The sequence below is a fragment of the Haemophilus pittmaniae genome, from assembly GCF_900186995.1.
GTDB classification, from domain to species: Bacteria; Pseudomonadota; Gammaproteobacteria; order Enterobacterales; family Pasteurellaceae; genus Haemophilus_D; species Haemophilus_D pittmaniae.
This window is the reverse complement of record NZ_LT906463.1, coordinates 1,024,575-1,050,849: the sequence shown is the minus strand read 5'-3', so window position 1 is coordinate 1,050,849 and position 26,275 is coordinate 1,024,575. Positions and strand designations below refer to the sequence as shown.

The 26,275-nt window shown below is 40.4% G+C and carries 25 protein-coding genes; 4 read left to right on the top strand and 21 right to left on the bottom strand.

Annotated features, from left to right (window positions below; translation table 11 throughout):
- Positions 1-29 precede the first annotated feature (29 nt).
- Positions 30-1,283, top strand: coding sequence for an ATP-dependent RNA helicase RhlB (rhlB, locus tag CKV74_RS05200; protein ID WP_007242835.1), 1,254 nt, complete (start codon positions 30-32; stop codon positions 1,281-1,283).
- Between the two features lie 61 nt (positions 1,284-1,344).
- On the opposite strand, the gene rplS is transcribed toward rhlB, so the two are convergent.
- The 20 genes from rplS to CKV74_RS05100 all read right to left on the bottom strand — a co-directional run bounded on the left by rplS (position 1,345) and on the right by CKV74_RS05100 (position 21,066).
- Positions 1,345-1,695 (bottom strand): 50S ribosomal protein L19, encoded by a 351-nt coding sequence (gene rplS, locus CKV74_RS05195; protein ID WP_007242900.1) that lies wholly within the window; start codon positions 1,693-1,695, stop codon positions 1,345-1,347.
- 32 nt (positions 1,696-1,727) lie between these two features.
- Positions 1,728-2,477 (bottom strand): tRNA (guanosine(37)-N1)-methyltransferase TrmD, encoded by a 750-nt coding sequence (gene trmD, locus CKV74_RS05190; RefSeq protein WP_007242948.1) that lies wholly within the window; start codon positions 2,475-2,477, stop codon positions 1,728-1,730.
- Positions 2,478-2,514: 37 nt separating this feature from the next.
- Positions 2,515-3,042, bottom strand: a complete 528-nt coding sequence (gene rimM, locus CKV74_RS05185) for a ribosome maturation factor RimM (protein ID WP_007242971.1) — start codon at positions 3,040-3,042, stop codon at positions 2,515-2,517.
- Between the two features lie 42 nt (positions 3,043-3,084).
- On the bottom strand, positions 3,085-3,333 hold the full coding sequence (gene rpsP / locus CKV74_RS05180) for a 30S ribosomal protein S16 (protein WP_007242907.1): 249 nt from the start codon (positions 3,331-3,333) through the stop codon (positions 3,085-3,087).
- Between the two features lie 318 nt (positions 3,334-3,651).
- A complete protein-coding gene (gdhA, locus tag CKV74_RS05175) occupies positions 3,652-5,001 on the bottom strand; it encodes an NADP-specific glutamate dehydrogenase (protein WP_007242864.1) in 1,350 nt (449 codons plus the stop codon).
- Positions 5,002-5,222: 221 nt separating this feature from the next.
- Entirely contained in the window at positions 5,223-6,245 is a 1,023-nt protein-coding gene (gene hemB, locus CKV74_RS05170; protein WP_095176833.1) for a porphobilinogen synthase, read from the bottom strand.
- A 56-nt stretch (positions 6,246-6,301) separates the two neighbouring features.
- On the bottom strand, positions 6,302-7,093 hold the full coding sequence (tatC, locus tag CKV74_RS05165) for a twin-arginine translocase subunit TatC (RefSeq protein ID WP_007243054.1): 792 nt from the start codon (positions 7,091-7,093) through the stop codon (positions 6,302-6,304).
- An 8-nt stretch (positions 7,094-7,101) separates the two neighbouring features.
- A complete protein-coding gene (gene tatB, locus CKV74_RS05160) occupies positions 7,102-7,692 on the bottom strand; it encodes a Sec-independent protein translocase protein TatB (RefSeq protein ID WP_007242958.1) in 591 nt (196 codons plus the stop codon).
- A 2-nt stretch (positions 7,693-7,694) separates the two neighbouring features.
- Positions 7,695-7,919, bottom strand: coding sequence for a twin-arginine translocase TatA/TatE family subunit (tatA, locus tag CKV74_RS05155; RefSeq protein WP_007242912.1), 225 nt, complete (start codon positions 7,917-7,919; stop codon positions 7,695-7,697).
- Between the two features lie 198 nt (positions 7,920-8,117).
- A complete protein-coding gene (locus CKV74_RS05150; protein WP_095176832.1) occupies positions 8,118-10,037 on the bottom strand; it encodes a BCCT family transporter in 1,920 nt (639 codons plus the stop codon).
- A 64-nt stretch (positions 10,038-10,101) separates the two neighbouring features.
- Positions 10,102-12,129, bottom strand: coding sequence for a BCCT family transporter (locus tag CKV74_RS05145; protein WP_164703786.1), 2,028 nt, complete (start codon positions 12,127-12,129; stop codon positions 10,102-10,104).
- 388 nt (positions 12,130-12,517) lie between these two features.
- The gene (gene mnmA, locus CKV74_RS05140; RefSeq protein ID WP_007242843.1) at positions 12,518-13,672 is read right to left on the bottom strand and encodes a tRNA 2-thiouridine(34) synthase MnmA; all 1,155 of its coding nucleotides are present in this window, start codon (positions 13,670-13,672) and stop codon (positions 12,518-12,520) included.
- 120 nt (positions 13,673-13,792) lie between these two features.
- On the bottom strand, positions 13,793-14,053 hold the full coding sequence (gene nqrM / locus CKV74_RS05135) for a (Na+)-NQR maturation NqrM (protein WP_095176830.1): 261 nt from the start codon (positions 14,051-14,053) through the stop codon (positions 13,793-13,795).
- Positions 14,054-14,055: 2 nt separating this feature from the next.
- Positions 14,056-15,096 (bottom strand): FAD:protein FMN transferase, encoded by a 1,041-nt coding sequence (locus CKV74_RS05130; protein WP_095176829.1) that lies wholly within the window; start codon positions 15,094-15,096, stop codon positions 14,056-14,058.
- A gap of 132 nt (positions 15,097-15,228) precedes the next feature.
- A complete protein-coding gene (gene nqrF, locus CKV74_RS05125; protein WP_007243031.1) occupies positions 15,229-16,464 on the bottom strand; it encodes an NADH:ubiquinone reductase (Na(+)-transporting) subunit F in 1,236 nt (411 codons plus the stop codon).
- Between the two features lie 10 nt (positions 16,465-16,474).
- Positions 16,475-17,071: an NADH:ubiquinone reductase (Na(+)-transporting) subunit E gene (gene nqrE / locus CKV74_RS05120; protein ID WP_095176828.1), complete on the bottom strand. Its 597-nt coding sequence runs from the start codon at positions 17,069-17,071 to the stop codon at positions 16,475-16,477.
- A 3-nt stretch (positions 17,072-17,074) separates the two neighbouring features.
- Complete coding sequence (locus tag CKV74_RS05115; RefSeq protein ID WP_007243078.1) at positions 17,075-17,704, bottom strand: NADH:ubiquinone reductase (Na(+)-transporting) subunit D; 630 nt, start codon at positions 17,702-17,704, stop codon at positions 17,075-17,077.
- Positions 17,704-18,492, bottom strand: coding sequence for a Na(+)-translocating NADH-quinone reductase subunit C (locus tag CKV74_RS05110; protein ID WP_095176827.1), 789 nt, complete (start codon positions 18,490-18,492; stop codon positions 17,704-17,706). The genes CKV74_RS05115 and CKV74_RS05110 overlap by 1 nt, the downstream gene beginning before the upstream one ends.
- Complete coding sequence (locus tag CKV74_RS05105; RefSeq protein WP_007242976.1) at positions 18,485-19,720, bottom strand: NADH:ubiquinone reductase (Na(+)-transporting) subunit B; 1,236 nt, start codon at positions 19,718-19,720, stop codon at positions 18,485-18,487. The genes CKV74_RS05110 and CKV74_RS05105 overlap by 8 nt, the downstream gene beginning before the upstream one ends.
- 2 nt (positions 19,721-19,722) lie before the next feature.
- Entirely contained in the window at positions 19,723-21,066 is a 1,344-nt protein-coding gene (locus CKV74_RS05100) for a Na(+)-translocating NADH-quinone reductase subunit A (RefSeq protein ID WP_007242905.1), read from the bottom strand.
- Between the two features lie 716 nt (positions 21,067-21,782).
- On the opposite strand from CKV74_RS05100, the gene CKV74_RS10600 reads away from it, so the two are divergent.
- Genes CKV74_RS10600 through CKV74_RS05090 form a run of 3 tightly spaced genes read left to right on the top strand, consistent with a single transcriptional unit; the run spans position 21,783 to position 23,217 of the window.
- Positions 21,783-22,088: a hypothetical protein gene (locus CKV74_RS10600; protein WP_007242877.1), complete on the top strand. Its 306-nt coding sequence runs from the start codon at positions 21,783-21,785 to the stop codon at positions 22,086-22,088.
- 24 nt (positions 22,089-22,112) lie between these two features.
- Positions 22,113-22,961, top strand: a complete 849-nt coding sequence (locus CKV74_RS05095) for a glycosyltransferase family protein (protein WP_007242946.1) — start codon at positions 22,113-22,115, stop codon at positions 22,959-22,961.
- Between the two features lie 31 nt (positions 22,962-22,992).
- Positions 22,993-23,217: a UDP-glucose 6-dehydrogenase gene (locus CKV74_RS05090; RefSeq protein ID WP_123947610.1), complete on the top strand. Its 225-nt coding sequence runs from the start codon at positions 22,993-22,995 to the stop codon at positions 23,215-23,217.
- Positions 23,218-23,435: 218 nt separating this feature from the next.
- Here the strand turns inward: CKV74_RS05090 and CKV74_RS05085 are convergent, their stop codons facing one another.
- Complete coding sequence (locus CKV74_RS05085; RefSeq protein WP_007242854.1) at positions 23,436-25,907, bottom strand: TonB-dependent receptor plug domain-containing protein; 2,472 nt, start codon at positions 25,905-25,907, stop codon at positions 23,436-23,438.
- Positions 25,908-26,275 lie beyond the last annotated feature (368 nt).

Here is a 26,275-nt window from a genome sequence, read left to right as displayed (position 1 = left end):
AGCGCATTTTTTACAACGAAGTATTGATTATGCAAGAAAATTATTTAAGTCGGCAACGCTTCGCCGACCTGCCGTTGCACCCCATTGTGCAACAGGCATTACAAGCCAAAGGATTCGAATTCTGTACACCGATTCAAGCACTTTCCCTACCTTTTAGTTTACAGGGCAAAGATGTAGCTGGTCAGGCGCAAACCGGTACCGGCAAAACCATGGCATTTTTGACCGCAACATTCCATCACCTATTAACCCATCCACAAAACGCTCAAGGCCAACCGCGCGCTTTAATCTTGGCTCCAACCCGTGAATTAGCGGTGCAAATCGCCCACGATGCGGAAACATTGGAGAAGATCAGCGGACTGAAAACCGCCTTAGCCTACGGCGGTGATGGTTATGATAAACAACTGAAGGCAATCGAAGCCGGCGTGGATATTTTAATCGGTACCACCGGGCGGGTTATCGATTATGTGAAACAAGGTGTTATTCGTTTAGAACAAATTCAAGTGGTGGTGCTAGATGAAGCTGATCGCATGTTCGATTTGGGCTTTATTCGTGATATTCGCTATCTGCTACGCAAATGTCCGCCCCCTCAAGCACGCCTTACCATGCTCTTTTCTGCCACCCTGTCCTATAAGGTGCGCGAACTGGCCTTTGAAGATATGAATGAGCCGGAATATATCGAAATCGAACCGGAGCAAAAAACCGGTCATCGCATTAAGGAAGAGCTGTTCTATCCATCCAATCAAGACAAAATCCCACTATTACTCACCTTAATGGAAGAAGAATGGCCGGAACGCTGCATTGTGTTTGCCAATACCAAACATAAATGTGAAGACATTTGGGGCTATTTGGCCGCTGATGGACATCGTGTGGGGTTGTTAACCGGGGATGTGGCTCAGAAAAAACGACTATCACTACTGAAACAATTTACCGATGGTGAATTAGATATTTTAGTAGCCACCGATGTGGCTGCGCGCGGTTTGCATATCCCCGATGTGACCCACGTATTTAACTTTGATTTACCCGATGATCGGGAAGACTATGTGCATCGTATCGGGCGCACCGGGCGGGCAGGTGAAAGCGGCGTTTCAATTAGTTTTGCCTGCGAGCAATATGCGATGAATTTACCGGCTATCGAAGAGTATATCGGTCATTCCATTCCGGTCAGTCAATATGATCCGGCATCGCTGATTAGTGATATTCCCAAACCCTACCGTCTAAAACGGGCTGTACCAAACAACCGTAATAACGGCGTCAATAATCATCGTCCTTATCGTAAACATTAAGACGTTAAACAAAGAAAAAAGGCTTAGGGAAAACCCTAAGCCTTTTTGTTCAAACGAATAATTATTCGCCCAAACGCTCTTTAATACGAGCAGATTTACCTGAACGTTCACGTAAGTAGTAAAGTTTAGCTTTACGTACTGCACCTTTACGTTTAACAGCGATTGAATCTACAACCGGTGAGTGAGTTTGGAATACACGCTCAACACCTACGCCGTTAGACACTTTACGTAAAGTGAATGCTGAGTGCAAGCCACGGTTACGAATTGCAATAACCACGCCTTCGAATGCTTGCAAACGACGTTTGCTACCTTCAACTACCCATACTTTAACTTCTAAAGTATCACCTGGGCGGAAGCTAGGTACGTTTTGTTTTAATTGTTCTTGTTCAAGTTGTTTAATGATGTTAGACATTGTTTGATCCTTTTGATCTAATGATCCTAGATTTAACTGATTTTAGCGTTATATTCGGCTTGCGCCTCTTTTAACAGCTTACGTTGTTCGTCAGTCAGAGCTAGGCCTTCTAAGAGCTCAGGGCGTCGGAGCCACGTTCTCTGTAGCGATTGTTTTAATCGCCATTTCCGAATTTCTTCGTGATGTCCCGACATCAGCACGGGTGGTACAGTTAATCCTTCTAACACTTCCGGTCTGGTGTAATGCGGACAATCTAATAAACCATCAGCAAAAGAATCTTCTTCTGCAGAGGCTTGCTTGCCTAATACACCGGGAATAAAACGCGCAACAGCATCAATTAATGTCATTGCCGGCAACTCCCCACCGGTCAGAACGTAATCGCCAATTGACCATTCTTCATCGATTTCAGTTTGAATCAATCGCTCATCAATACCTTCGTAACGCCCGCATACTAAAATCAATTTCTGATTTTGCGCAAGCTCAGTCACGCCGCCTTGATCGAGTTTACATCCCTGTGGCGAAAGGTAAATTACCTTTGCGCCTTCTCCTGCCGCAGCTTTCGCTGCATGAATAGCATCCCGTAAAGGTTGCACCATCATTAACATTCCCGGGCCACCACCATAAGGGCGGTCATCTACGGTTTTATGCTTATCGAATGTAAAATCTCTTGGATTCCAACATTCGACCTGCAGAAGATGTTGTTTTACGGCTCTACCTGTAACCCCAAATTCCGTAATCGCTTTAAACATTTCGGGAAATAATGAAATAATCCCTATCCACATAAAAAGCCTACTACATTACGTTTGTGCATACTTGAGATTAGAAACCAGCGTCCCAATCCACTTCAATAGTTTTCGTGGTGAGATCGACTCTTTTAACTACTTGTTCATACAAAAACGGAATTAACCGTTCTTGTTTTCCAAAAGCATCTTTGGTATTGGCTTTAACCACTAGCACATCATTAGAACCGGTTTCCATCATTTCCGTTACCGTTCCCATCGTATAACCTTGTAGGTTTATGACTGTACAACCAATAAGGTCATGCCAGTAATAATCCCCCTCTTCCAGTTCTGGGAAAACGGATAAATCCACACCAATTTCAACATTTGCCAAAACCTGTGCAGCTTCACGATCATCAACGCCTTTTAATTTAACAATGATTTCGTGATTATGATGACGCCAATTTTCTAATTCGGCAGGTTGCCATTCACCTTTAATTTTTAAGAACCAAGGTTGATACTCAAAAATACTTTCGGCTTGTTCTGTTGATGAATAAATACGTAACCACCCACGGATACCATAGGTTGAGCCTAATTTGCCCACAACTTCAATACGTTGTTGTTCCATATTCTTCACCTATCTTAGTTTAAGAACTAAATCAAAAAGCGATTAAGCCGCTTTTTGTGCTTCTTTTACCAAAGCAGATACGCGATCAGAAAGAGATGCGCCTTGAGCAACCCAGTGGTTAACGCGCTCTAAGTCGATGCGAAGACGTTCTGCGTTACCTTGTGCGATAGGGTTGAAGAAACCTACACGCTCAATGAAACGACCGTCACGCGGTGAACGGCTGTCAGCTACTACGATTTGATAAAATGGGCGTTTTTTAGCTCCGCCACGAGATAAACGAATGGTTACCATAACCTTCCTCTAAATGTTTAATTACTAAAAGAATATTCCCAAGCTCGAAAGCCGCCAGGAATATAGCTTACTTTTTTCTCTGTATATATAGACAAAAAGCCCGCAAATTTTACAGGTTTTATGCAAAAAAGCAAGCTAATGTATAGAATTTCAACAACAGTCGCCCAAAACTGGCTTTTAAAAGCAATACTAATAAAATCAATAACTTACACCATATTTTAGCAAAACTTAGTTTTTTCAAGGGGCGTTTTAGTTAGTAAAAAAGACATAAAGAAACGGCTGCCTTTAGGCAGCCGTGTGATTAAAAACATTAGCGGATTAGTAAACCCCTTGTGCCAACATGGCATCTGCTACTTTAACGAAACCGGCAACATTCGCACCAACCACATAGTTGATATTCGCTTGACCTTCCAACGAACCGTATTTTTTACAGTTGGCGTGAATATCCAACATAATACGGTGAAGTTGTTTATCCACTTCTTCAGATGTCCAGTATAAGCGTTGTGAGCTCTGTGCCATTTCTAAACCAGAAGTCGCAACCCCGCCGGCATTGGCCGCTTTACCTGGACCAAATAATACACCGGCTTTTAAGAATGCCTCGGTGGCTTCAATGGTTGTTGGCATATTGGCACCTTCTGCGACAAGTTGTACACCATTCGCAATAAGCGCTTGGGCATCGGCAATTTCTAATTCATTTTGTGTTGCGCAAGGAAGAGCAATATCTGCTTTCACTTCCCAAGGACGTTTGCCGGCAAAATATTGCAAACCAAATTGTTCAGCGAACTCTTTTACTCGGCCACGTTTTACGTTTTTCAGTTCCATTAATGCCGCTAATTTTTCGCTATCAAAACCATCCGGCAAATACACATAACCGGCGGAGTCAGAACAAGAAACGACTTTTGCACCAAGCGCCATGACTTTTTCAATTGCATATTGAGCAACGTTACCGGAACCAGAAACCAAGACAGTTTTACCTTGGAAGCTATCGCCTTTTTCTGCCAACATCGCTTGTGCAAAGTAAGCCAAACCATAACCAGTCGCTTCCGGACGAATTAAACTACCACCGAAGGATAAACCACGGCCGGTAAATACGCAGGCTGCTTGATTTGATAATTTTTTCATATAGCCTGCAAGGTAGCCCACTTCACGGCCACCAACCCCAATATCACCTGCTGGAACATCTGTATCTGGGCCAATATGACGATAAAGTTCCGCCATTAAGGCTTGACAGAAACGCATCACTTCAGCATCGGATTTACCTTTAGGATCGAAATCCGAACCACCTTTACCACCGCCCATTGGCAAAGTGGTTAAGGCATTTTTGAAAATTTGCTCAAACCCTAAGAATTTTAAAATAGATAAATTCACTGATGGGTGGAAACGCATCCCTCCTTTGTATGGGCCAATCGCGCTATTGTATTGCACACGGAAAGCACGGTTGACTTGTACTTGCCCTTGGTCATCAGTCCATGCTACACGGAATTGAATCGCACGCTCAGGTTCAACTAAACGCTCTAATAAGGCTTCAGAACGGTATTTAGGATTTGCTTCCAAGAAAGGCCAGATTGAAGTAAACACTTCGCGTACGGCTTGTAAAAATTCAGGTTGGTTACCATCACGTTGAGCGACTTTGGCAAGAAATGCATCTAATGAAGTTACAGTTGACATAGGGTTTTTCCTCTACTACTAATTGATGATGTGTGTTTGTTTTTATCACCGTCTTGTTGCGGCGTGGTCACAATATAGCAATAGGAAAATCAACAATGCAAACGTTTTCTTATTAAAAAATTAAAGAAAAATAAAAAAGCAGGAAAATATTCATTATTTACCTGCTTTAATTAGATCAAATTTAAATTATGTGGTTTTTATCACAAATTTCTAATAAAACTCTACTTATTCTTGCCTTCCAAATACAACCATTCGGCAACCTGTTTGGCAAAATAAGTCAAAATTCCATCTGCGCCAGCCCGTTTAAAGCAAAGCAAAGATTCCATAATGCACTCTTTTTCTTTTAACCAACCATTTTGAATGGCTGCCATATGCATCGCATACTCTCCGGAAACCTGATAAGCAAAAGTTGGTACGCCGAAATAATCCTTCACACGATACACCATATCTAAATATGGCATGCCCGGTTTAACCATCACCATATCAGCCCCCTCTTGCAAATCAAGGGCGACTTCTTGTAAACCTTCATTACCATTTGCCGGATCCAATTGGTAGGTTTTCTTATCCCCACCTTTTAAATTGCCTGCAGAACCGACTGCATCACGGAATGGGCCATAGTAATTAGAGGCATACTTGGCAGAATACGCCATAATTTGCGTATTGATATGGCCATGTTCTTCCAATGCCTGACGAATACGCCCAATACGGCCATCCATCATATCGCTTGGAGCCACGATATCAGCCCCTGCTTCAGCATGAGAAAGAGCCTGTTTGATCAGAATATCTGTCGTGATATCGTTTAAGACATAGCCTTCTTCATCTATGATGCCATCTTGTCCATGAATAGTATAAGGATCAAGCGCCACATCAGTTAATACGCCTAATTCTGGATACGCAGCTTTCAATGCTTTTACTGCACGCTGCACCAAACCATTTGGGTTAAAGGCTTCATCTGCCATTAAAGATTTTTTATCTTGCTCAACCACAGGGAATAATGCGATCACTGGCACACCATATTTCACCAAAAGACCTGCTTCAATTAATAATTGGTCGAGGGTTAAACGCTCAACTTTAGGCATAGAAGGCACTGGTTCACGATGATTTTCGCCTTCAATAATAAATACCGGATAAATTAAATCATTCGCTGTTAAGGTATTTTCTGCCACTAAACGGCGGCTAAAATCATGTTTACGTAAGCGACGAAGACGACGGCTTGGAAAACCGCCTAAAATTTGTTGAGTCATAATAATATTCCTGTTTTTTATGATGTTAAAAGGGCGTATCACCTACGCCCATTTTCTTAATCTTTGTGATTCAAATCAGCCTGATTATCTACCGCACTTTCTTCATCCGTTGTCTCTTCTTCATCATCTTTCGGTTGATAGAAACGCGCGACTAACAAGCCCAATTCAAAAAGAAGACACATTGGTACAGCAAGTAAGGTTTGTGAGAACACGTCCGGTGGAGTGAGGATCATCCCGACAAAAAATGCTCCCACTACAATATAAGGACGTTTTGAAGCCAATGCTTTCGTCGTGGTTACACCTGTCCAACAAAGCAAAATAATAGCAACTGGTACTTCAAAACACACACCAAATGCCAAGAATAACGCTAAAGCAAAATCAAGGTAACTACTGATATCTGTGGCGATAGCCACCCCTTCCGGTGCGGTTTGGGTAAAGAAACTAAACACGAACGGAAATACAATATAGTAAGCAAATGCCACACCGCAATAGAATAAAATCGTACTAGAAAATAGTAACGGATAAATCAGACGTTTTTCGTGTTGATAAAGGGCCGGTGCAACAAACGCCCAAATTTGATAAAGCAAATAAGGCACGGAAATAAACACCGCAACAATCGCCGTTAACTTAATCGGGGTAAAAAACGGGGTTTGAATATTGGTCGCGATCATAGTCGCGCCTTTAGGCATCACTGCTGTGAGCGGTGCCGCAACGAAATGATAAATATCATTGGAAAAATAAACCAACGCGACAAAAACCACTAAAACGCAAATTACACAACGTAATAAGCGATTTCTGAGTTCTACAAGATGGGTAATTAGCGGTTGGGAATCGTCCACTGTGCTCATAACATTCTCTACGACTTAGCTTTGGAAGTGGAAGCTGGAGATACACTCGATGTCATATCAACCTCATCAGGCGGATAATAATCAGTCAAACGCTCGGTTAATTCTGCCTGCTCATGTTCACTAAGCGTGCTTAAATCAGTAACGGATGATTGCTTTGAAGTGCTTGAAGTCTCTTCAGATGCTTGCTCGGATGCTTGTGGGCTAGCAATCTGTAACTGCTCGGCTGCGGTTGTATGATTTTCCTCCGCCGCACTTTTGATTTCTTTAATTTGCTGTTCCACCGTGGTACCGGCTTCTGCCGCCTTTTGCTCTAATTCGGCACGCATTTTATGTGCTTGAGCTTTAAGCTCTTCAACAGTCTTGCCTAACTCGGGCGACAATTGCTTGAGGTTAAGTTGTTCCGCTTTCTTAATGCCTTCCTGCAATTCCTGCAATTTAAGCTCTTGTTTTAACTCATTCTGTACATTCGCAGCCAATCCACGAATCGTACGAACCCACCCCATTACGGTTTTTATCGCCACGGGCAAACGTTTGGGGCCTAGTACCACTAAGCCCACAAACATTAATAGAACGAGTTCGGAAAAACCAATATCAAACACGGTTATGCCTGCTCTTTATCTTTTACGGTTTCACTTTTTTGTGCAGTGGTATCATTTTGAATTTGTTTGAATTCAGCGTCTTTTTTCTCCTCATCGGACATTGCTTTTTTAAAGCCTTTTACCGCGGCGCCTAAATCCGAACCTGCATTACGTAATTTTTTGGTACCGAAAACCAATAAAACCACCACTAACAAAATAATCATTTGTGCCGGGGATAAACCAAACATAAAAAACTCCATTAAATTAAATGAAAAAACGCGGTGAACTATATCCTTTTTAATCCGCTTGAACAATAGCCGAAATTGATTATTCTCAAAGGGCAGACAAAAACCTAAAGAATCTGCCCTTTTTCTACTATTCTGCTAATTCTGTTTGTTCGAGAGCCATTAATTCTTGTCCTGCATACTGAGCTTATATGATAGGAGTTATGAAATAACAAAATCCAGTTCTTTCATGTATCGCTCATAGCATTGCAAGATGTCCACGATCAAATCCTCTTCCCTTGTGATACTCAAGGGATAACCTTCTACTTGAATATTGGTTGAAACCATTAATGCATGATGAACTTGTGCTGTTTCAGATACGGGCTTCTCAAACAAGGTGATTTGGTAAAAAAAATCCTCTGCTAGTCCATTTTCAATAGAAAGAACCAGTTGATTATTATCGCGACCAAAATGTTGCTGTAATGTCACATTTAAACCATAGGTACCAATGAGTAACTGGCGTAACTCTCTCATTGCCAAAAGCGCTGTTGTTTTAAGATTAAAAATGGCGTCATCTTGCTTCGGTTTAATAACTAATTGTCTTAAACGGCTACGCCAGTTTGCACCTGTCCACAAATCTGAAACCTCTGTGGAATAATATTGACGTTCAAATCCTAAGCCTTTTAACAAACTCCATGCCATCACTGACATCAACAGAGCAAAAGGTAAAGAAAAAAACAACATCGTTGATTGGAGTATTTCAATACCACCAAAAAGATAAAGAACAAACGTAACTGCTGACAATAATCCACCCCAAAACATAGATTGCCAACGAGGCGAAACCTGGCTTTTGTCTTCAATCGCGATATTATTAAGCGTATAAATACCAAAGTTAATGGTGACGATAAAAAAGAGTATGATAATAAATAAAGCTAAAATTTTAGTTAAGCCGGAATAGGGTAAATAACTCAAAAAATCAAAAAGAAGTGATCCCACATTATTTACAGCTTGGCCTAATGCCCCCTTAGCAAGATGTTCATTGACCCAAATTGCCCCATTACCAAATACAGTGAACCATAAAACGAAGAATAAACTTGGTACCATCAATACGCCGAAAATAAACTCCCGTAAAGTTCGTCCACGAGAAATCCGTGCGATAAAAATTCCAAAGCCAGGCGCCCACGAAAACCACCATGCCCAGTAAAAAACTGTCCAATCCATAAACCAGTCTAGATGTTCTACATCATAGGCATAAGCCTTAAAGCCGACTCTAATTAAACCGCTTAAGTAGGTACCAATATTTTCCGTAAAAGCAGAAATTAAATATATTGTCGGACCGAATAACAAAACCAGTAACATAAAGAGAAAGGTAACGCCTAGATTTAGCTCACTAAGAATACGGAACCCGTTGGCGATACCCTGCAGTGAAATTAAGATAGCAATGATAAAAACACTCACTAAAATAAGGGGAACCAAATACGGTGAGTTATCCAATAAATGCATTGAATGGAAGGCAGCCGCCAACCGAATCGCACTGTAACCTAAGGTTGCAACTACGCCAAATAAGGTGGTACAAATCCCGAGAATATCAATGACATCCCCCACTTTTCCATCAATCTTTTCTTTCAGTAAGGGATAAAAACAAGAGCGTAAAGAAAACGGTAATTTATAGCGAAATCCGAAGTACGCAATCGTAAGTGCAATTAATCCATAAATAGCCCAAGCACTGATACTCCAATGAAAAATACTAAAAAATAATGCCGTTCGAACTTTCTCATATTCACCTATTGGTGAAAGGAAATGTGAAAGCGGTTCAGCAACGCCAAGGAAAACAATGCCAATACCAATTCCAGAGGTAAAGAGTAATGCGATCCAAGAGCTTAATTTAAACTCTGGCTCCTCCTCATCACTCCCCAGCTTAATATCGCCATATCGTCCTAATGCCAAGAAGAGTAAAAAGAATAGAAAAAATGCACTCAGTAAAATATAAAACCAGCTAAACTGAGAGAAAATAAATGCTTTCGCCGCAGCAAGATAAGATATCGTTTGCTGCGTATCAAATAAAAGGGCTGCAATAATCGCTAAACTAAAGCCTAAACTGCCCCAAATAACATTTGCTTTGAAAGTATTCTGTATCTTCATATCTGTTTTAAAATAAAAAGTGCGGTTAAAAATTTAGAGGATTTTCAACCGCACTTTCGTCTTATTATTCAGCCAGTTCTGTTTGTTCGTGTGCCATCAATTCTTGACCCACATCATCTAACAAACTTAAGTAACGTTCATAATGTTTCAACATATCGGCAATCAATTCATCTTGGTCCATATATTGCACATCATAACCCACTCGACCATCAAAGAAATAAGTGTATGGCTCATAGGTCATACTATGTTGGATATGTGGCAAGTTATCATCATTAATTAATTGCTCTGACACCTCACGACCGATAGATTTCACCCCGTACATAAAGTCTCGCATCAAATCTTTTTGAATGACTAACTCGACTGCAGGTTCATCTTGATCAAATAACGTGTTAATTTGCACACTCAATTCATATTTACTAATTAACTCTTGGCGTAGCTCACGCATAGCCGGTAATACCGTATGTTTAAGGAAACGTAAAATATCTTTTTCTTGCGTTTGGTTCATCATTTGTTCCAAACGTTCTTTCCACTTATCCCCTGTCCAGAAAATACTGGTTGGATTAACTTTGGTATCAAAATATTTTTTATCCGCATTCAAGCCTTTCCATAAACTAAAACACATCAGCAACATCAACATAGCGAAAGGTAATGCTACCAACAATGTCATTGCTTGGAGGTTAGCTAACCCTCCGGAACGCATTAACACAATCGCCACAACTGACATTAATATACCCCACATCACGGCCTGCCAACGAGGTGCTGCAAGGCTTTTATCGCGTGATGCAATGTTATTTAATACATAAATGCCCGAATCCGCAGAAGTGATAAAAAATAAAGAAATCACCACCAAACTCACTAAGCCCGTCACGCCAGAAAGCGGTAAATAATCTAAGAACTTAAAGAGCAACGTTTCAGGCGAAGAAATCATTTGTCCTAACGTACCTGCAGCTTCACCATCATTCAACCAAATGGCTGTATTACCAAATACGGTAAACCACAAGATGCCAAACATGCTAGGAATCACCAACACGCCGAAAATAAATTCGCGAATTGTACGCCCTTTGGAAATACGAGCAATAAATAAACCGACAAATGGCGCCCAAGAACACCACCATGCCCAATACAGAATTGTCCAACCGCTAAACCAACTAGTATGTTCTTGTTCATAAACATAGGTTTTGAAACTTAATTTTACTAAGTTGCTAAGATACGTTCCGATGTTGTCGCTAAAAGCTGATAACAAATAAAGTGTCGGTCCCGCCACTAAGACGAAAATCAACAAACAGAAAGCTAATGTTAAATTCAGCTCACTTAAGATTTTTACCCCTTTCCCTACACCAGAAATCGCGGAAAATATCGCTAAACTCATTACCACGGCAATTACGACAACTTGCAAGCTGAAGCTATTTTCGCTAATCCAGCCTAATTGATGTAAGCCTGCACCCAATTGTGATGCACCAAAACCTAATGTTGTGATAACACCAAATAAGGTGGCAAGTAACGCCATAATGTCGATAAGATCGCCTAACTTGCCATTAATACGCTCTTTCAATAACGGATAGAAACAAGAACGTAATGCCAAAGGTAATTTGTAACGGAATCCAAAGTAAGCCAATGCCAACGCAATCGTGCCATACACCGCCCAGGCATGAATTCCCCAGTGGAATAAGGTGTGTAACAAGGCTTCTTGTTGCTTATGCTCTGCGCTGCCTGTGGTAATATCAGATAAGTAATGCGTCAATGGCTCTGCTACACCAAAGAACATCAACCCTACCCCCATACCGGCAGCAAATAACATCGCCAACCAAGACAGAAAACCAAATTCAGGCTCTTCTTCATCATTGCCTAATTTGATATTACCTAGGCTACTGACTGATAAAATGACTAAAAAGCCCAAAAATACTGAGAATGCTAATATGTAAAACCAACTAAAGTTGGCAAAAATGCCCGATTTAGCAGCATTTAATAAAGTTTGTGTTTGTTCAGGTGCGATTAAAATCATCGCGACAAGCAACACCACAAAAAATAACGTTGCACCAATCACTAAAGGATTGAACGACGTTTGCTTTTCCATAAATTTAGATAAAGACAACGCTTTCCCCTTAAAAATTAAGTGAATAAAAATAAAATCAGATTAAATAAAATAAGGCCTTAAGCCCTAAATGGTGAGATGGAACCATCGCAAATGATAGCACGGAGAAGTGCGATTTTGAAGGAAACGCTCAGTAGAAATTGAAAGGATTGTTTCCAAAAAGTACACATATACTAACAAAATACTTTAATTCTTTCAAATAACAGAAAAAACAACGCGTTTTATAGGGGATTTTTATATAAAAAGAGTTTTGAAAACAATTATAATAAAATCAATGACTTACATGGTATTTTTAAGAAAACTCCAAAAAACAATAGGACGTTTCCCCAGAGAATTGTTGGGACAAAAGAAAAAGGCGTGCCATGCACGCCTTGCTTATGATTGCCGTTTAGTCTAAACGTTCTTCGATAATTCCACCGCCTAAGCAGACTTCATCTAGATAAAATACCGCTGATTGACCAGGTGTGACCGCTGCCTGAGGTTCATCAAAAATTACTCGAATGCAATCGTCATTAATAGGCTCAACCAAACAGGCAATATCCGTTTGGCGATAACGGGTTTTCACAGTGCAACGGAAGGCCTCTCGCACAGGTTCGCGATTCACCCAGTGCAATTGTTTAGCAAGCAAGCCCTTAGAGAATAAACGTGGATGATCATGTCCTTGCGCGACAATCAATTCATTATTTTCGACATTTTTATCTACTACATACCAAGCTTCATCACCGGCATTTTTTAAACCACCGATCCCCAGCCCTTTACGCTGCCCCAGGGTGTGATACATCAAGCCTTCATGGCGCCCAATAATCTCGCCATCCACGGTACGGATATCGCCCGGTTGTGCAGGCAAATAACGCGCTAAGAAATCTTTAAACTTACGCTCACCGATAAAACAAATACCCGTAGAATCTTTTTTCTTCGCGGTAATTAAACCTAAATCTTCAGCAATAGCGCGCACGATCGGCTTTTCAATTTCACCTACCGGAAAAAGGCTCTGCCCTACCTGATTTTTACTCAAGGTGTAAAGGAAATAGCTTTGATCTTTATTGTTATCCAAACCACGCAATAGCTCAGCCTGTTCATCAGCACCTCGACGGCGTACATAATGACCGGTAGCGATATAATTAGCACCTAAATCTTCTGCGGCATATTCCAAGAAAGCTTTAAATTTTATTTCTTTATTGCACAGAATATCCGGGTTTGGCGTGCGTCCGGCTTTGTATTCCGTTAAGAAATGCTCAAACACGTTATCCCAATATTCCGCGGCAAAATTAATTTTATGCAGTTTAATGCCTAGTTTGTCGCATACTGCCTGCGCATCAGCTAAATCCGCTGCTGCCGTACAATAATCGGTATCGTCATCCTCTTCCCAGTTTTTCATAAACAAACCTTCCACTTGGTAGCCTTGTTGTTGAAGAATAAACGCAGAAACGGAGGAATCCACACCACCGGACATACCACATATCACTTTTTTAGTGGCATTTTCGGCAAGTTGTTCTGCACTCAATGGTACAAAATGTTGATTATAAGTATTTGAAATTAACATAAGTCTCCCGTAACTTCGGTTAAGGCGAAGCACATTGGTGATAATGATTGAAAAATGGCGGAATGACCTCCGCCCCATTAATGAAGATAGTTGTACAACGTACGCTTGATTTAGAGTGAATTATTTCACTTCATAAAATTGTGAATCATCACCTTTCTTTGCAAATTTTTGCTCATATTCAGCTTTGGCATTTTCATCGCCAGCATCCAGTTTTTCTTGCAAGGTGTCACAAGGTTTATCGCAATCGCAGGCTTTGGCAATACCAAGTGAAGAAAGGCCGCCACAGCTACCTTTTAAGCTTTGTTTTTTAAAGATAAAGCCCACAGACATTAATACAATAATTGCCACAAAAGCGATTAGGGTAAAAAATAAAGTTTGCATGATTATTCCTTATTTGCGAGTAATTTTTGGAAGGCTGAAGACATTTTGGCTTCAAAGCCTTGTTCGGTTTTCATAATTAAATAAACCGGAATATTTTCTTTCTCTGCTACTTCCAATGCTTTATCTTCGCCAAGTACAAATAGGCCTGTAGATAAGCCATCAGCAGTCATTGAACTTGGGGCAAGCACGGTAATTGAGGCTAAATGATGCTGAATTGGATAGCCGGTTTTCGGATCAATTTCATGAGCAAAACGTTGGCCATTTTCCTCAAAATAAATACGGTAATCACCTGAAGTTGCCATCGCCATATTATTTAAACCAATCACTTCTTGAACTGCTCTTTCACCCGTATTATTCGGTTTTTCAATAGCGATTTGCCAAGCTTTATTTTCGGCATTTTTACCTTTTGCACGGATTTCTCCGCCAATTTCCACCATATAGTTTTGTACGTGGTTTTGCTCTAACACATCCGCGACTTGATCCACACCAAAACCTTTAGCAATAGATGATAAATCAATATAAACCTGTGGCACGGCTTTACTTAAAGTTGGGGTTTTACCGCTCATATCAAGGTGAATTTTATCAATTCCCACCCAACCTTGACGTTCAGCAAGTTGCTCTGGGGTTGGCTTACGTTCTGGGCGTTTTTCTGGCCCAAATCCCCATAAATTCACTACAGGCCCTACAGTCACATCCAATGAACCTTCAGTAACCTGATTTAAACGGATCGCTTCTTGTAATACTTTGGCAAAGTCAGCAGAAATTTCAATTGGTGTATTTACTTGTGTATTTTGATTAAAGCGACTTAATTCGGAATCTTTAATGTAAGTGGACATTTTCTGATTCACGTCTTTTAAAACTACTTCAATTTGTTCATGTGTTTTTTCAGAATTTTCTTTAACAGAACCATCATCAATGTAGCGAATATGATAAGTCGTCCCCATGGTTTTACCGCTAAGTGAAATAATTTCAGGCTCTTTCTTACACGCACTTAATGAACAAGCTAAGACAACCGCAATCAATCCGCTTAATACTTTTTTCATCTATTCCTTCCTAAATATATGAATTACAGGCAAACCGACTCTTCCATCAGCTTGCCTGTAATCCATCTTAAATATTGACCGCACTTCATCACAAAGTGCGGTCAGTTTTCATGATGTTTTGATTAACTAAAATCAACCACCGAAGTCATCCAATAAGATGTTTTCATCTTCAACACCGAGGTCTTTCAACATTTTGATTACCGCAGCATTCATTACCGGAGGTCCACACATGTAGTATTCACAATCTTCTGGTGCTTCATGATTTTTCAAGTAGTTTTCATAAAGTACGTTGTGAATAAAGCCGGTGTAACCTGTCCAATTATCTTCCGGTAACGGATCAGATAATGCTACGTGCCATGTAAAGTTCGGATTTTCTGCTTGAAGCTGATCAAAATCTTCTACATAGAACATTTCACGTTTAGAACGTGCACCATACCAGAATGACATTTTACGTTTAGAGTGCAAACGTTTTAATTGGTCAAAGATATGAGAACGCATTGGTGCCATACCCGCACCACCACCGATGAAGACCATTTCGTTATCGGTTTCTTTCGCGAAGAACTCACCGAATGGACCTGAAATTGTCACTTTATCACCGGCTTTTAATGACCAAATGTATGAAGACATTTGACCTGGAGGGGCATCAGGTTGACGTGGCGGAGGTGTTGCAATACGCACGTTAAGCATAATGATGCCTTTCTCTTCTGGGTATGAAGCCATTGAGTAAGCACGGATAATATGTTCGTCCACTTTAGACACGTAACGCCATAAGTCGTATTTGTCCCAATCTTCGTGGTATTCTTCTGGAATATCGAAATCTTTATAGTAAACCGTATGTGGATCAGCTTCGATTTGAATATAACCACCTGCGCGGAAAGGTACTTCTTCGCCTTCAGGAATAGCCAATTTAAGCTCTTTGATGAAGGTTGCTTTGTTATCGTTAGAAATAACCGTACATTCCCATTTTTTCACACCAAAGATTTCTTCTGGTAATTCAACGTCCATGCTGCCTTTTACGTTTACTTGGCAAGCTAAACGATAACCTTCTTTCGCTTCACGTTTACTGATATGAGAAAGTTCGGTAGGTAAAATTTCACCACCACCGCTTTTTACTTTCACTAAGCATTGGCCACAAGAACCACCGCCACCACATGCAGAAGAAACGAAGATACCTTTACTAGCTAAAGCACCAAGTAATTTGCCGCCAGCTGGTAAAGTGATCGCTTTTTCAGGATCATCATTAATAGAAATGGTGATGTCGCCAGAGTCTACTAATTTTGATTTAGCGAATAAAATAATCGCAACGAGCACTAAAAGGATAACCGTAAATGCCGCAACACCTAATAATAAAATTGAAGATTCGCTCATTTATGCCTCCTTATAACTGAATACCAGAGAATGACATAAAGCCAAGCGCCATCAAGCCTGCAGTGATAAAGGTAATCCCTAATCCTTTTAAGCCTGCCGGTACATCGGCATATTTCATTTTTTCGGTTAAGCCTGCAAGCGCAACGATTGCTAACATCCAACCTACACCAGCACCGATACCATAAACTGCTGCTTCAGCGAAGTTGTATTCACGTTGTACGGCAAAAGATACACCACCGAAGATCGCACAGTTTACGGCGATAAGTGGAAGGAAAATACCTAATGCGTTATAAAGTGCAGGGAAGAATTTATCTAAGGTCATTTCGAGTAATTGAACAAGACCCGCGATAATCCCGATAAAGGTAATGAAGTTTAAGAACTCAAGGCTCACACCTTCTACCAATGCGCCATCTTTTAATACGTGTTCGTACACAAATTGGTTAGCTGGTACCGCAATACCAAGTACTACGACTACTGCAATACCAAGGCCAAACGCCGTGGAAACTTTCTTAGAAACTGCAAGGAAAGTACACATCCCTAAGAAGAAAGAGAGCGCCATGTTTTCAATGAAGATCGCCTTCACGAATAGGCTAATATAATGTTCCATTGATTATTTCTCCTGTTGCTCAGGTTTCCACGTTCTTAAGCCCCAAATAACGAAGCCGATAATAAAGAACGCACTTGGTGCAAGAAGGAATAAACCGTTTGGTTGATACCAACCGCCGTCTTGAATAGTTTGGAATACAGGGAAACCAAGCAAACGACCAGAACCGATTAATTCACGTAAAGTTGCGACAATTAATAAGATTGCTCCATAACCTAAACCGTTACCGATACCATCTACAAAGCTTTCTAACGGAGGTGATTTCATCGCAAACGCTTCTGCACGGCCCATTACGATACAGTTTGTAATAATAAGACCTACGAATACAGAGAGCTGTTTAGACAAACCATAAGCATAAGCTTTTAATACTTGGTCAACCAAGATTACTAAAGATGCGATAATCGCCAGTTGCACAATGATACGGATACTATTTGGAATATAGTTACGAATCAATGAAATGAACAAACTGGAGAAACCGGTTACCAAACTTACCGCAATCGCCATTACGATTGCAGTTTGTAATTGGGTCGTTACCGCTAATGCAGAACAGATACCCAAAATTTGTAAGGCAATCGGGTTATTTTTAGCAATAGGATCTAATAAAAGACCTTTCAAATTTACTTTTGCATCAGCCATTATTTGATTTCTCCTGCTTTAAATTTCGCTAAGAATGGACCAAAGCCATTTTGGCTGAACCAATAATCAAATGAACCTTGTACACCATTGCTGGTTAAAGTCGCACCAGATAAGCCATCTACACCATGCTCTTTATCTGTGGATGTACCCTTATAGATTTTAAATTTTTGGTTTCCTTGCTCATCGAATAATTTTTTATCTACGAACTGAGCTTGCCAACGAGGGTTCGCGATTTCACCACCAAGACCTGCAGTTTCACCTTGATCGTAGTAAGTGATCCCTTTAATGGTATTCGCATCCGGTGCAACCGAAACAAAACCATACATTGTTGACCACAAACCGCGACCATACATAGGTAATACTACTTGGCTAACATTGCCTTGTTCATCTTTTACAAAATATACACGGGCTTGGTTTGCACGTACTTTAATCCCGGCTTTATCTGCATCAGCCGGAATTACTTGGCTTTTCGCAGGATCTTTTACCGCATCTTTCGGTTCAAATTTATTAATTTCATCGGCTGAAGCCTGAACTACATCACCTGTATTTAAATCAATTAAACGAGGCTCAATAAATTTGTTATAGGTATCCTGAATAACAGAAGCTTTATCCTCTTTCATTAAACCTGCAACAGTTAAAATATTGCGTTGAACGTCGAGTGCTTTCTGTTCATCTTGTTTGGATTTTAATGCTACTGCAGCACCAGAAACCACAATAGAACACACCAAACTTAGCAACACAACAACGGTAACTGTACCGCTAACGCTATCTTTATTAAATTTAGCCATTTGTTCTTGCTCTCCGACGTTTGATATTTGCTTGAACCACGATGTAATCGAAAATTGGTGCAAATAAGTTTGCAAATAAGATCGCTAACATCATTCCTTCCGGATAAGCTGGGTTCACTGTACGAATTAATACAGCCATCACGCCAATTAACGCACCGTACCACCATTTACCGGTATTCGTAAATGAAGCTGATACAGGATCTGTCGCCATGAAGATCATACCAATAGCAAAACCACCTAATACAAAGTGCCAATGCCAAGGCATGGAGAACATTGGATTAGAATCAGAACCGATTAAGTTGAATAAGGTTGCTGTACCAATCATACCGATCATGACACCAGCCATAATGCGCCAAGAAGCAATACGGGTGAATACAATTAACGCACCACCGATTAACAACGCAAGGGTTGAAACCTCACCCATTGAACCCGGGATATTGCCGATGAATGCATCCATCCAAGTAATAGGTTGACCGGTTACAGTGTGTTGTAACGCTGCTTGACCACCTTGAGACCATTGTGAAAGTGCGGTTGCGCCTGAGAAACCATCTGCCGCAGTCCATACTAAGTCACCGGAAATTTGCGCCGGATAAGCAAAGAATAAGAATGCACGGCCAGCAAGTGCAGGATTCATAAAGTTACGACCTACACCACCGAAGATTTCTTTTGCTACCACGATACCAAAGCTGATACCAAGTGCTGCTTGCCATAATGGCAATGTTGGTGGAACGATTAACGCAAATAAAATGGTTGAAACGAACATCCCTTCATTTACTTCGTGACCACGCACTACTGAGAACAATAATTCCCAAATTGTACAAACGGTAAATACCACTAAGTAAATTGGTAAGAAGAAGATCGCCCCTAACGCCATTTTTGAGCCCCAAGTCGCATTATTGGTTAAATCTAAACCTAATGAACTTGCAAGCGCATAGTGCCAATCGTTAGCAATTAATTGATCTAAATTGCCTAATTGATTTAGAGCAGGGATCGCTTGGTTACCCACATTGTACATCCCGTAGAAAATGGCGGGGAACAACGCAAGGAAAACCGTAATCATCATACGTTTTGAGTCTAACGCATCACGAACGTGTGTGTTTTTGTGCGTTACCGTACCTGGTGTATAAAGCAAGGTATAAATCGATTCAAAGATCGGATAAAGCTTGCTGTATTTACCGCCTGGTAAAAACGCGGGTTCCATTTTTTCAAAAAGATTTTTTAAACCCATTTTTAACCTTCCTTCTCAATCTTATCTAATACTTGACGCAAGATTGAACCGTATTCATATTTGCCCGGGCAAACGAAAGAACATAACGCTAAGTCTTCTTCATCTAATTCAAGACAACCTAATGCTTGTGCACCATCGGTATCGCCCACGATTAAATCACGTAATAATAATGTCGGTAAAATATCCAACGGCATTACGCGCTCATAGCTACCGATTGGTACCATTGCACGCTCACCTCCATTTTCTGCAGTAGTGAAGTTGAATAATTTCTTACTAAAGTGACCTAATACGGTACGGGTAATCGAATATTTGTTCGATTGTGGCGTAATCCAGCCTAAGAATTCTTTCTCATTACCTTCTGCAATCACTGACACCTGTAATGCATAACGACCTAAATAGTCATGAGCATCTTTGGCAATTTGACCGCAAAGAACAGAACCGGAAATCACACGGTTATTACCGTCTTTTAATTCACCGGCTGTTAATTGGGAAAGGTTGGCTCCGATAACCGTACGTACTAAACGAGGCTCTTTTACTTGCGGACCGGCAAGAGAAATTACCCGACCACTATATAATTCACCTTCAGTAAACAATTTACCAATTGCAATCACATCTTGGTAATTGATATGCCACACGGTTTTGTGTACACCAACCGGATCGATAAAGTGGATATGTGTACCTACTAAGCCAGCAGGGTGAACACCACCAAAATCATGCACTTCCAAATTAGCTAAATCCACAGTTGGAATATTGCTATCGCCTGCTTTACACAAACGTAATGGTTTATTTGGGTACAAACGGCTTAATACGGTAAGACCGTTGATAAAATCCTGCCAATGCTCTTTCAGCACCACCTCAGGATCGGCAGCCAACGGATTGGTATCCATTGCATTTACGAAAACTGACGCAGGTTCGCTATCCAATCCCGGTACTTTGCTAAACGGACGGGTACGAAATGCCGTCCACAAACCGGATTTGACTAAATTTTGTTTGACCTGTTCGGAAGAAAGGGTATTTAACGAGCTCGTATCATATTTGTCGAAAGCAACACTACCGTCGCCCTGAACATCAATAACAACGGATTGTAATACGCGTTTTTCGCCACGATTAATCGCGGTGATAGTACCACTCGCAGGGGCTGTGAAAACCACTCCAGGGTTTTTCTTGTCTTCAAAAAGCACTTGGCCCTTTTGCACAACATCGCCTTCGCGTACCTTCATAGAAGGACGCATTCCCACATACTCTTCACCCAGAATCGCAACCTGATTCACAGCATTGGCGCTGTGGATTACTTGTGCCGGTTTTCCTGCAATAGGAAGATCCAAGCCTTTCTTGATTGTAATCATACTGTTTGCACTACTTTTCAAGGTTAAAAACACAATTGCAATCAAAGCATACACTTTAAAAGCAATCTCGCGAGATTGAGCGTGACAGAAAACACTTTAGGATCAAAGCATTATTAACTGCCACATAAATTAAATACTCAAATCTGTTTAACTTCTCGACAGAGGGTGCAGAGTCCCATGCTAGCGAGAAATTGAAATTCGAAAATTAAAAGCGCCCTATTCTAGCGAAAAACGGACTCTTTTTCCACTTTAACCCACAGTTTTTGTGAAATATTTGTTAACGTTAAAATTTATAGCTTATTAAAGTAAGAGGTAAGAGGGGCACAAAAAAGAAAAATGATAGCTTGCCAAAAAATCATAAAATATCTCAGTCTGATCATTTAAAAACCGCGCTACTATTGCATTCCTATGATTTTATATATTCCTTAAAAATATATTTTGCACTTTAATTTCCCTCTATAAAAAAGCAAAAAATCCTTAACGTATAGTTTTTGTACAGCGAACGATATTGTTATTTATTACTAGATCTTCTATAAAGCTTACAACCTGAGGTGATACCGATAATTTATTGATTAATATTTACAATAATAAAAATCTAATTTTCTTTATTCTTTATGAATCTTTTAATTCACATATTGTTTAAAAAATAAACCATAAAATATAGTAATTTAATCAATAAAACTAGTTAAACAGATAACTTGATTGGAATATTTGATATGTCAGGTTTATCAACCTCAAATCATCCTCCTCGTATTGCTCTTTATTCCCATGACACCATGGGATTTGGACATATTCGTCGCAATATGCTACTTGCGCAATCCATTCTTGAAGCCAATCCTAATGCCGATGTTTTACTACTTTCTGGCGTACGAGAGCCTGGAGCCTTTAGGCTGCCTAAAGGAGCTGACTCCATAACGATGCCAACTTATTTTAAAACCAAGGAAGGCCACTATATTCCGAAATTCTTAGGTACGGATATTAAACGCTTAGTAAAAATTCGCAAAGAGATCATTCATGCCTAATTAAAGGCTTTTGAGCCAGATATTATGATAATCGACAATGTTCCGCGTGGGGCAATGAATGAACTCGATAATATTTTGCCTGAGCTAGCTAGTAGAGGAACACATATTGTTTTAGGACTACGAGATATTATTGATGAACCCGAAGCGGTAGAAAAACAATGGAGCAAACTAAAGAATTTAGAAATTATCCGTCTTTATTTTGACCGTATTTGGGTTTATGGCGATAAAGCTATTTACGATCTTGCTAAAGAATACAATTTACCGACTGATATTAGCGAGAAATTACATTATGTCGGTTATCTTGATCAAACACAGCGGATGGAAGTACAGGGGTTAGATACCATTGATGACAATGACTTAACCAAACCCTACGCTATGTGCGCTGTAGGTGGTGGCCAAGATGGGGTCGAATTAGCTAAAGCCTTTATAGAAGCCACTTTGCCAGCAAACTGGATGGGGCTACTCATTACTGGTGCATTAATGCCAGAAGCTCAACGTGAAATCTTACACAATATTGCACATCATCGTCCTAATATAAAAGTGGTGGACTTTGTACCAGAGCCGCTCAAACTAATGAAAATTGCGGAATGTATTATTTCAATGGGTGGTTATAACACAACGACAGAAATCTTATCCTTTAATAAAAAGGCATTGATTGTCCCTCGAATCACACCAAGAACCGAACAGTGGATTAGAGCTTCTCGTCTGGCTGAAATGGGAATAATTGATTGTCTTCACCCGAATGCTCTCAACTCTGAAGCATTAACCAACTGGCTAGCAAACCAAAAACAACAACGTAATGCACGCGAAACTATTCGCTTTGACGGTTTGGATTGTATAAGCAAAGAAGTAGCCGCGATTCTGGGCAAATAATTTTCTTTAATTTTGGAGCATGGTACAAAAAATGAATCAACTTAGTGTGATGAAACGCATTAAAAAACAAAATGTGCCTATTATCGTCTATGAGCCGGAATTTAATGGTGCCGATTTCCAAGGCTCAGAAGTCATAAAAGATCTGACTGAATTTAAACAACGTGCCGATTTAATTATTGCTAACCGTATCAGCGAAAATCTGCATGATGTAATACACAAAGTTTACAGCCGAGATCTGAAAGGGAGTGATATTTAAAACCAAAAAAATGGCGAGGTGATTTATCAAGAAGCTACAAATCACCTCGCCTTCTCCTTTAAATAACATCGAAAATATCCTTTATGCCCATTTTTAAATCAACCCTAATAAAATCAATAACTTACATTCCGTTTTAAAGAAAACTCTTATTTTCAAGGGGGCGTTTTAAGGGCAAGAAAAAAGCAGGCTCTAGCCTGCTTTTGTGCAATATCCCCAAACTACCAGTTGTAACTCACACCCAACCAGAAATTTCGACCCATTTTGTAGGTCGAGGTAGAACCGCTGGTGGTAGCCAATACCTTGCGATTCAACACATTATTAATGTCCAGACTAAATTCCAAATATTGTCCCTGATAAATCGGCTGCTTATAAAGGAAACGCCAGTCAAGATTAAAATAACTGCCTTGGGTTTTCTCATCATAGACTTTGACCTTACCGGCATAGCTACCACAAGCATCACTAATTGCAGGGCAGTTGCCGGTATCCGTAGCATAGTAACGATAGCCGGAGTTATAACTGAAACGTTGACTCCAATCTAAGTTTAACTGTGGAAAATGTGTATTCAACTCAAGGAAGGTTGACCAAGGCGTATTGTAGTCCGTTGCCGGTAAACCATCGCTGATGGATTGTAATTTCCCGTTTAAAATCATCATATCAATACCATCATCCAACGCGGCCACATCATAGCTGTTGTAATTAGATTTCATTTTGCTGATCTGCGCCCCCAAATTGAAGCCAACCTCTGCAAATTTCATTTTATAAGGTTGCAACGGACTAATGGTTAATGAGTAGGTATCATTGTTGCTCTTACCCGCATTAGTCATATTGTAGGTCAACAGGTTATTGATACGTTGTGAAGTGCGGGTAAATTGATTGCGCTCTTTACGATTAACCCATTTAAACGTCCATTTAGTGCCGAATAATTGCTGTTCCACACCTAAATTGTATTCATCACTATAAGGCGTTTTTAGATCAGAAACATCATAGCTGGTATTACGGGCTTTTTCGGTAAATGCCCCCGTACTTGAGGTGCGCGAATATAGCGTATTCTGGCCAATACTGTTTCTCAATTTATAGGACAACACCGTCCCTGCATAATAACGGTTAATACCACCAAACAGACGCGTAGTACCATCGCCAAACAAATCGTAAGAGGCAGAAAAACGTGGTGCGATATTAGTATTGCCTAAATACTCATCGTAATCCACGCGCGCGCCCAAAGTAACATTTAAACGTTTCCAAGTAATAGAATCTTCTAAATAGGCGGCATAGGTATTATCCCCCACGGAAACATCGCGCTTAGGATATAGCGTATAGGTTTTTAAATACTGTCCTAACGCCGGTCTTCTAGCGTTAATAAGGGCATAGGTGTTGGTATAAGCATCATTTTCACGCTGATATTTAGCCTTGGCCAAATCCACTTCCCAACCAAATCCCAATTTATGCTGTAATGGACCGGTGTCAAAAGCCGTAACATCAAAATCCTGTTTTATCGTCCAGGTTTGTTTTTCTGTTTGGTATGTACCATAGCCCCCCTCTGCGCCATAAATGCAGGCACCGGTTCTACTATTGTAGCTGGAACACCAATCGATTTCGGTTACGTAATAATTATACACATCGGATTCGTGCTCAATTTTATTGCCGCTTTTTTTGTAACCGAGGGTCGTTTTCATTTTCCCCCAATTAAAATCATGATCCCACTGCAAATTCACCTGTACGCCGCCACCGGTATTGGTAAACTGCCCGTTTTTGATATCTGCTTTGTAATAGCGGGATTCGTGCGGTGAATACATGAGCGTGGCTTTTAAGAGATCACCGTTATCCGGCAAATAAACCCCACGCAATAGGAACGTCTCATTAGTACGACGTTGATTGACCCAAGTACCTAAATTCTTATTGTGATAAGGGATTTTTGATTCCGAACGAGTATATTGAAAAAGCAATCCGCCTTTGTCACCAATCGGTTGATTCAGCACAATACCATATTGCTGTTTGGTAAATTGCGGCTGGCTTCCCAAGGTTTCGGCGCGACTAAATTTTTCCTCGTTATCCACTTTAAAAGATGCCCAATCATCCCGAGTTATCCGATAAAACACCTTGCCGCTGAACTTGCGTAAATCCGGATCCTTTAACTCAGCATTAATCACACCACCGGTAAAGTTGCCATGTTTTGCAGAGACATTGCTATCAAACACTTCCACATTCTTAAGCAGACTACTATCAATCCAAAAGGCCTGTGTCCCACCACCGGGTAAATCCATTGGGCTATAGCCGTCAACATCTTTGCCTGCCTTAAGCGAATTATCGGAGGCCGGATTTAAATTATCATTGTTGGAAAGATTATCGATTGTGTAATTGTTGCTATAGAAAGCTGCACCGTGAATAGAAACTTCATTCGGTGCAATTTCACCACCTGACTCCGAGGTATCGGCAGAATTTGAAAACTGCACGTTGGGGTTATTACGCAATAATTCAGTAATATTGCCATCTTTGCTTGGCTTCAGACGAATTTGTTGTTCGGTGATTTTTTGAGTGCCGGTTTGTTGGCTAAAGGGGGTATCAGACACGACAATAGTGTCGAGTTGTAGAGCATTTGCGGTATCTGTCGAGGTGTCGGCAAATGCCATCAATGGCATCGAAAAAGAACAAACCAGCAAGGCGCTGCGACTTAAGCGAAAAGGTCCCGTCATAGAAATTCCTCAATCGCACCAAATAATTCCCTATCATATCTAAGCAACGAATAGTTTATTTGGTGCTGGTAAAACAAATAATGAATGGCTTATCGGCGGGAAACCCTGCACGGTTCAAAACAGCGCAAAGTTATGATTGAGACGAACATCTCACATAAGAAAAAATAAAAAAACCACTTCCGAGTCAGCGGAAGCGGATTCTATCAATTCAAAAGAATATTGGCAATGATAACGATTATTATCAAGATTTATGCTTAAAAATTTAATCGTCCACCTCTGTACAAACAAAGAGAAATATTTTTTAAACACCTCTAATAAAATCAATAACTTAGAGTCGTTTTTAGGAAAAATGTTAAATTTGAAAGGGG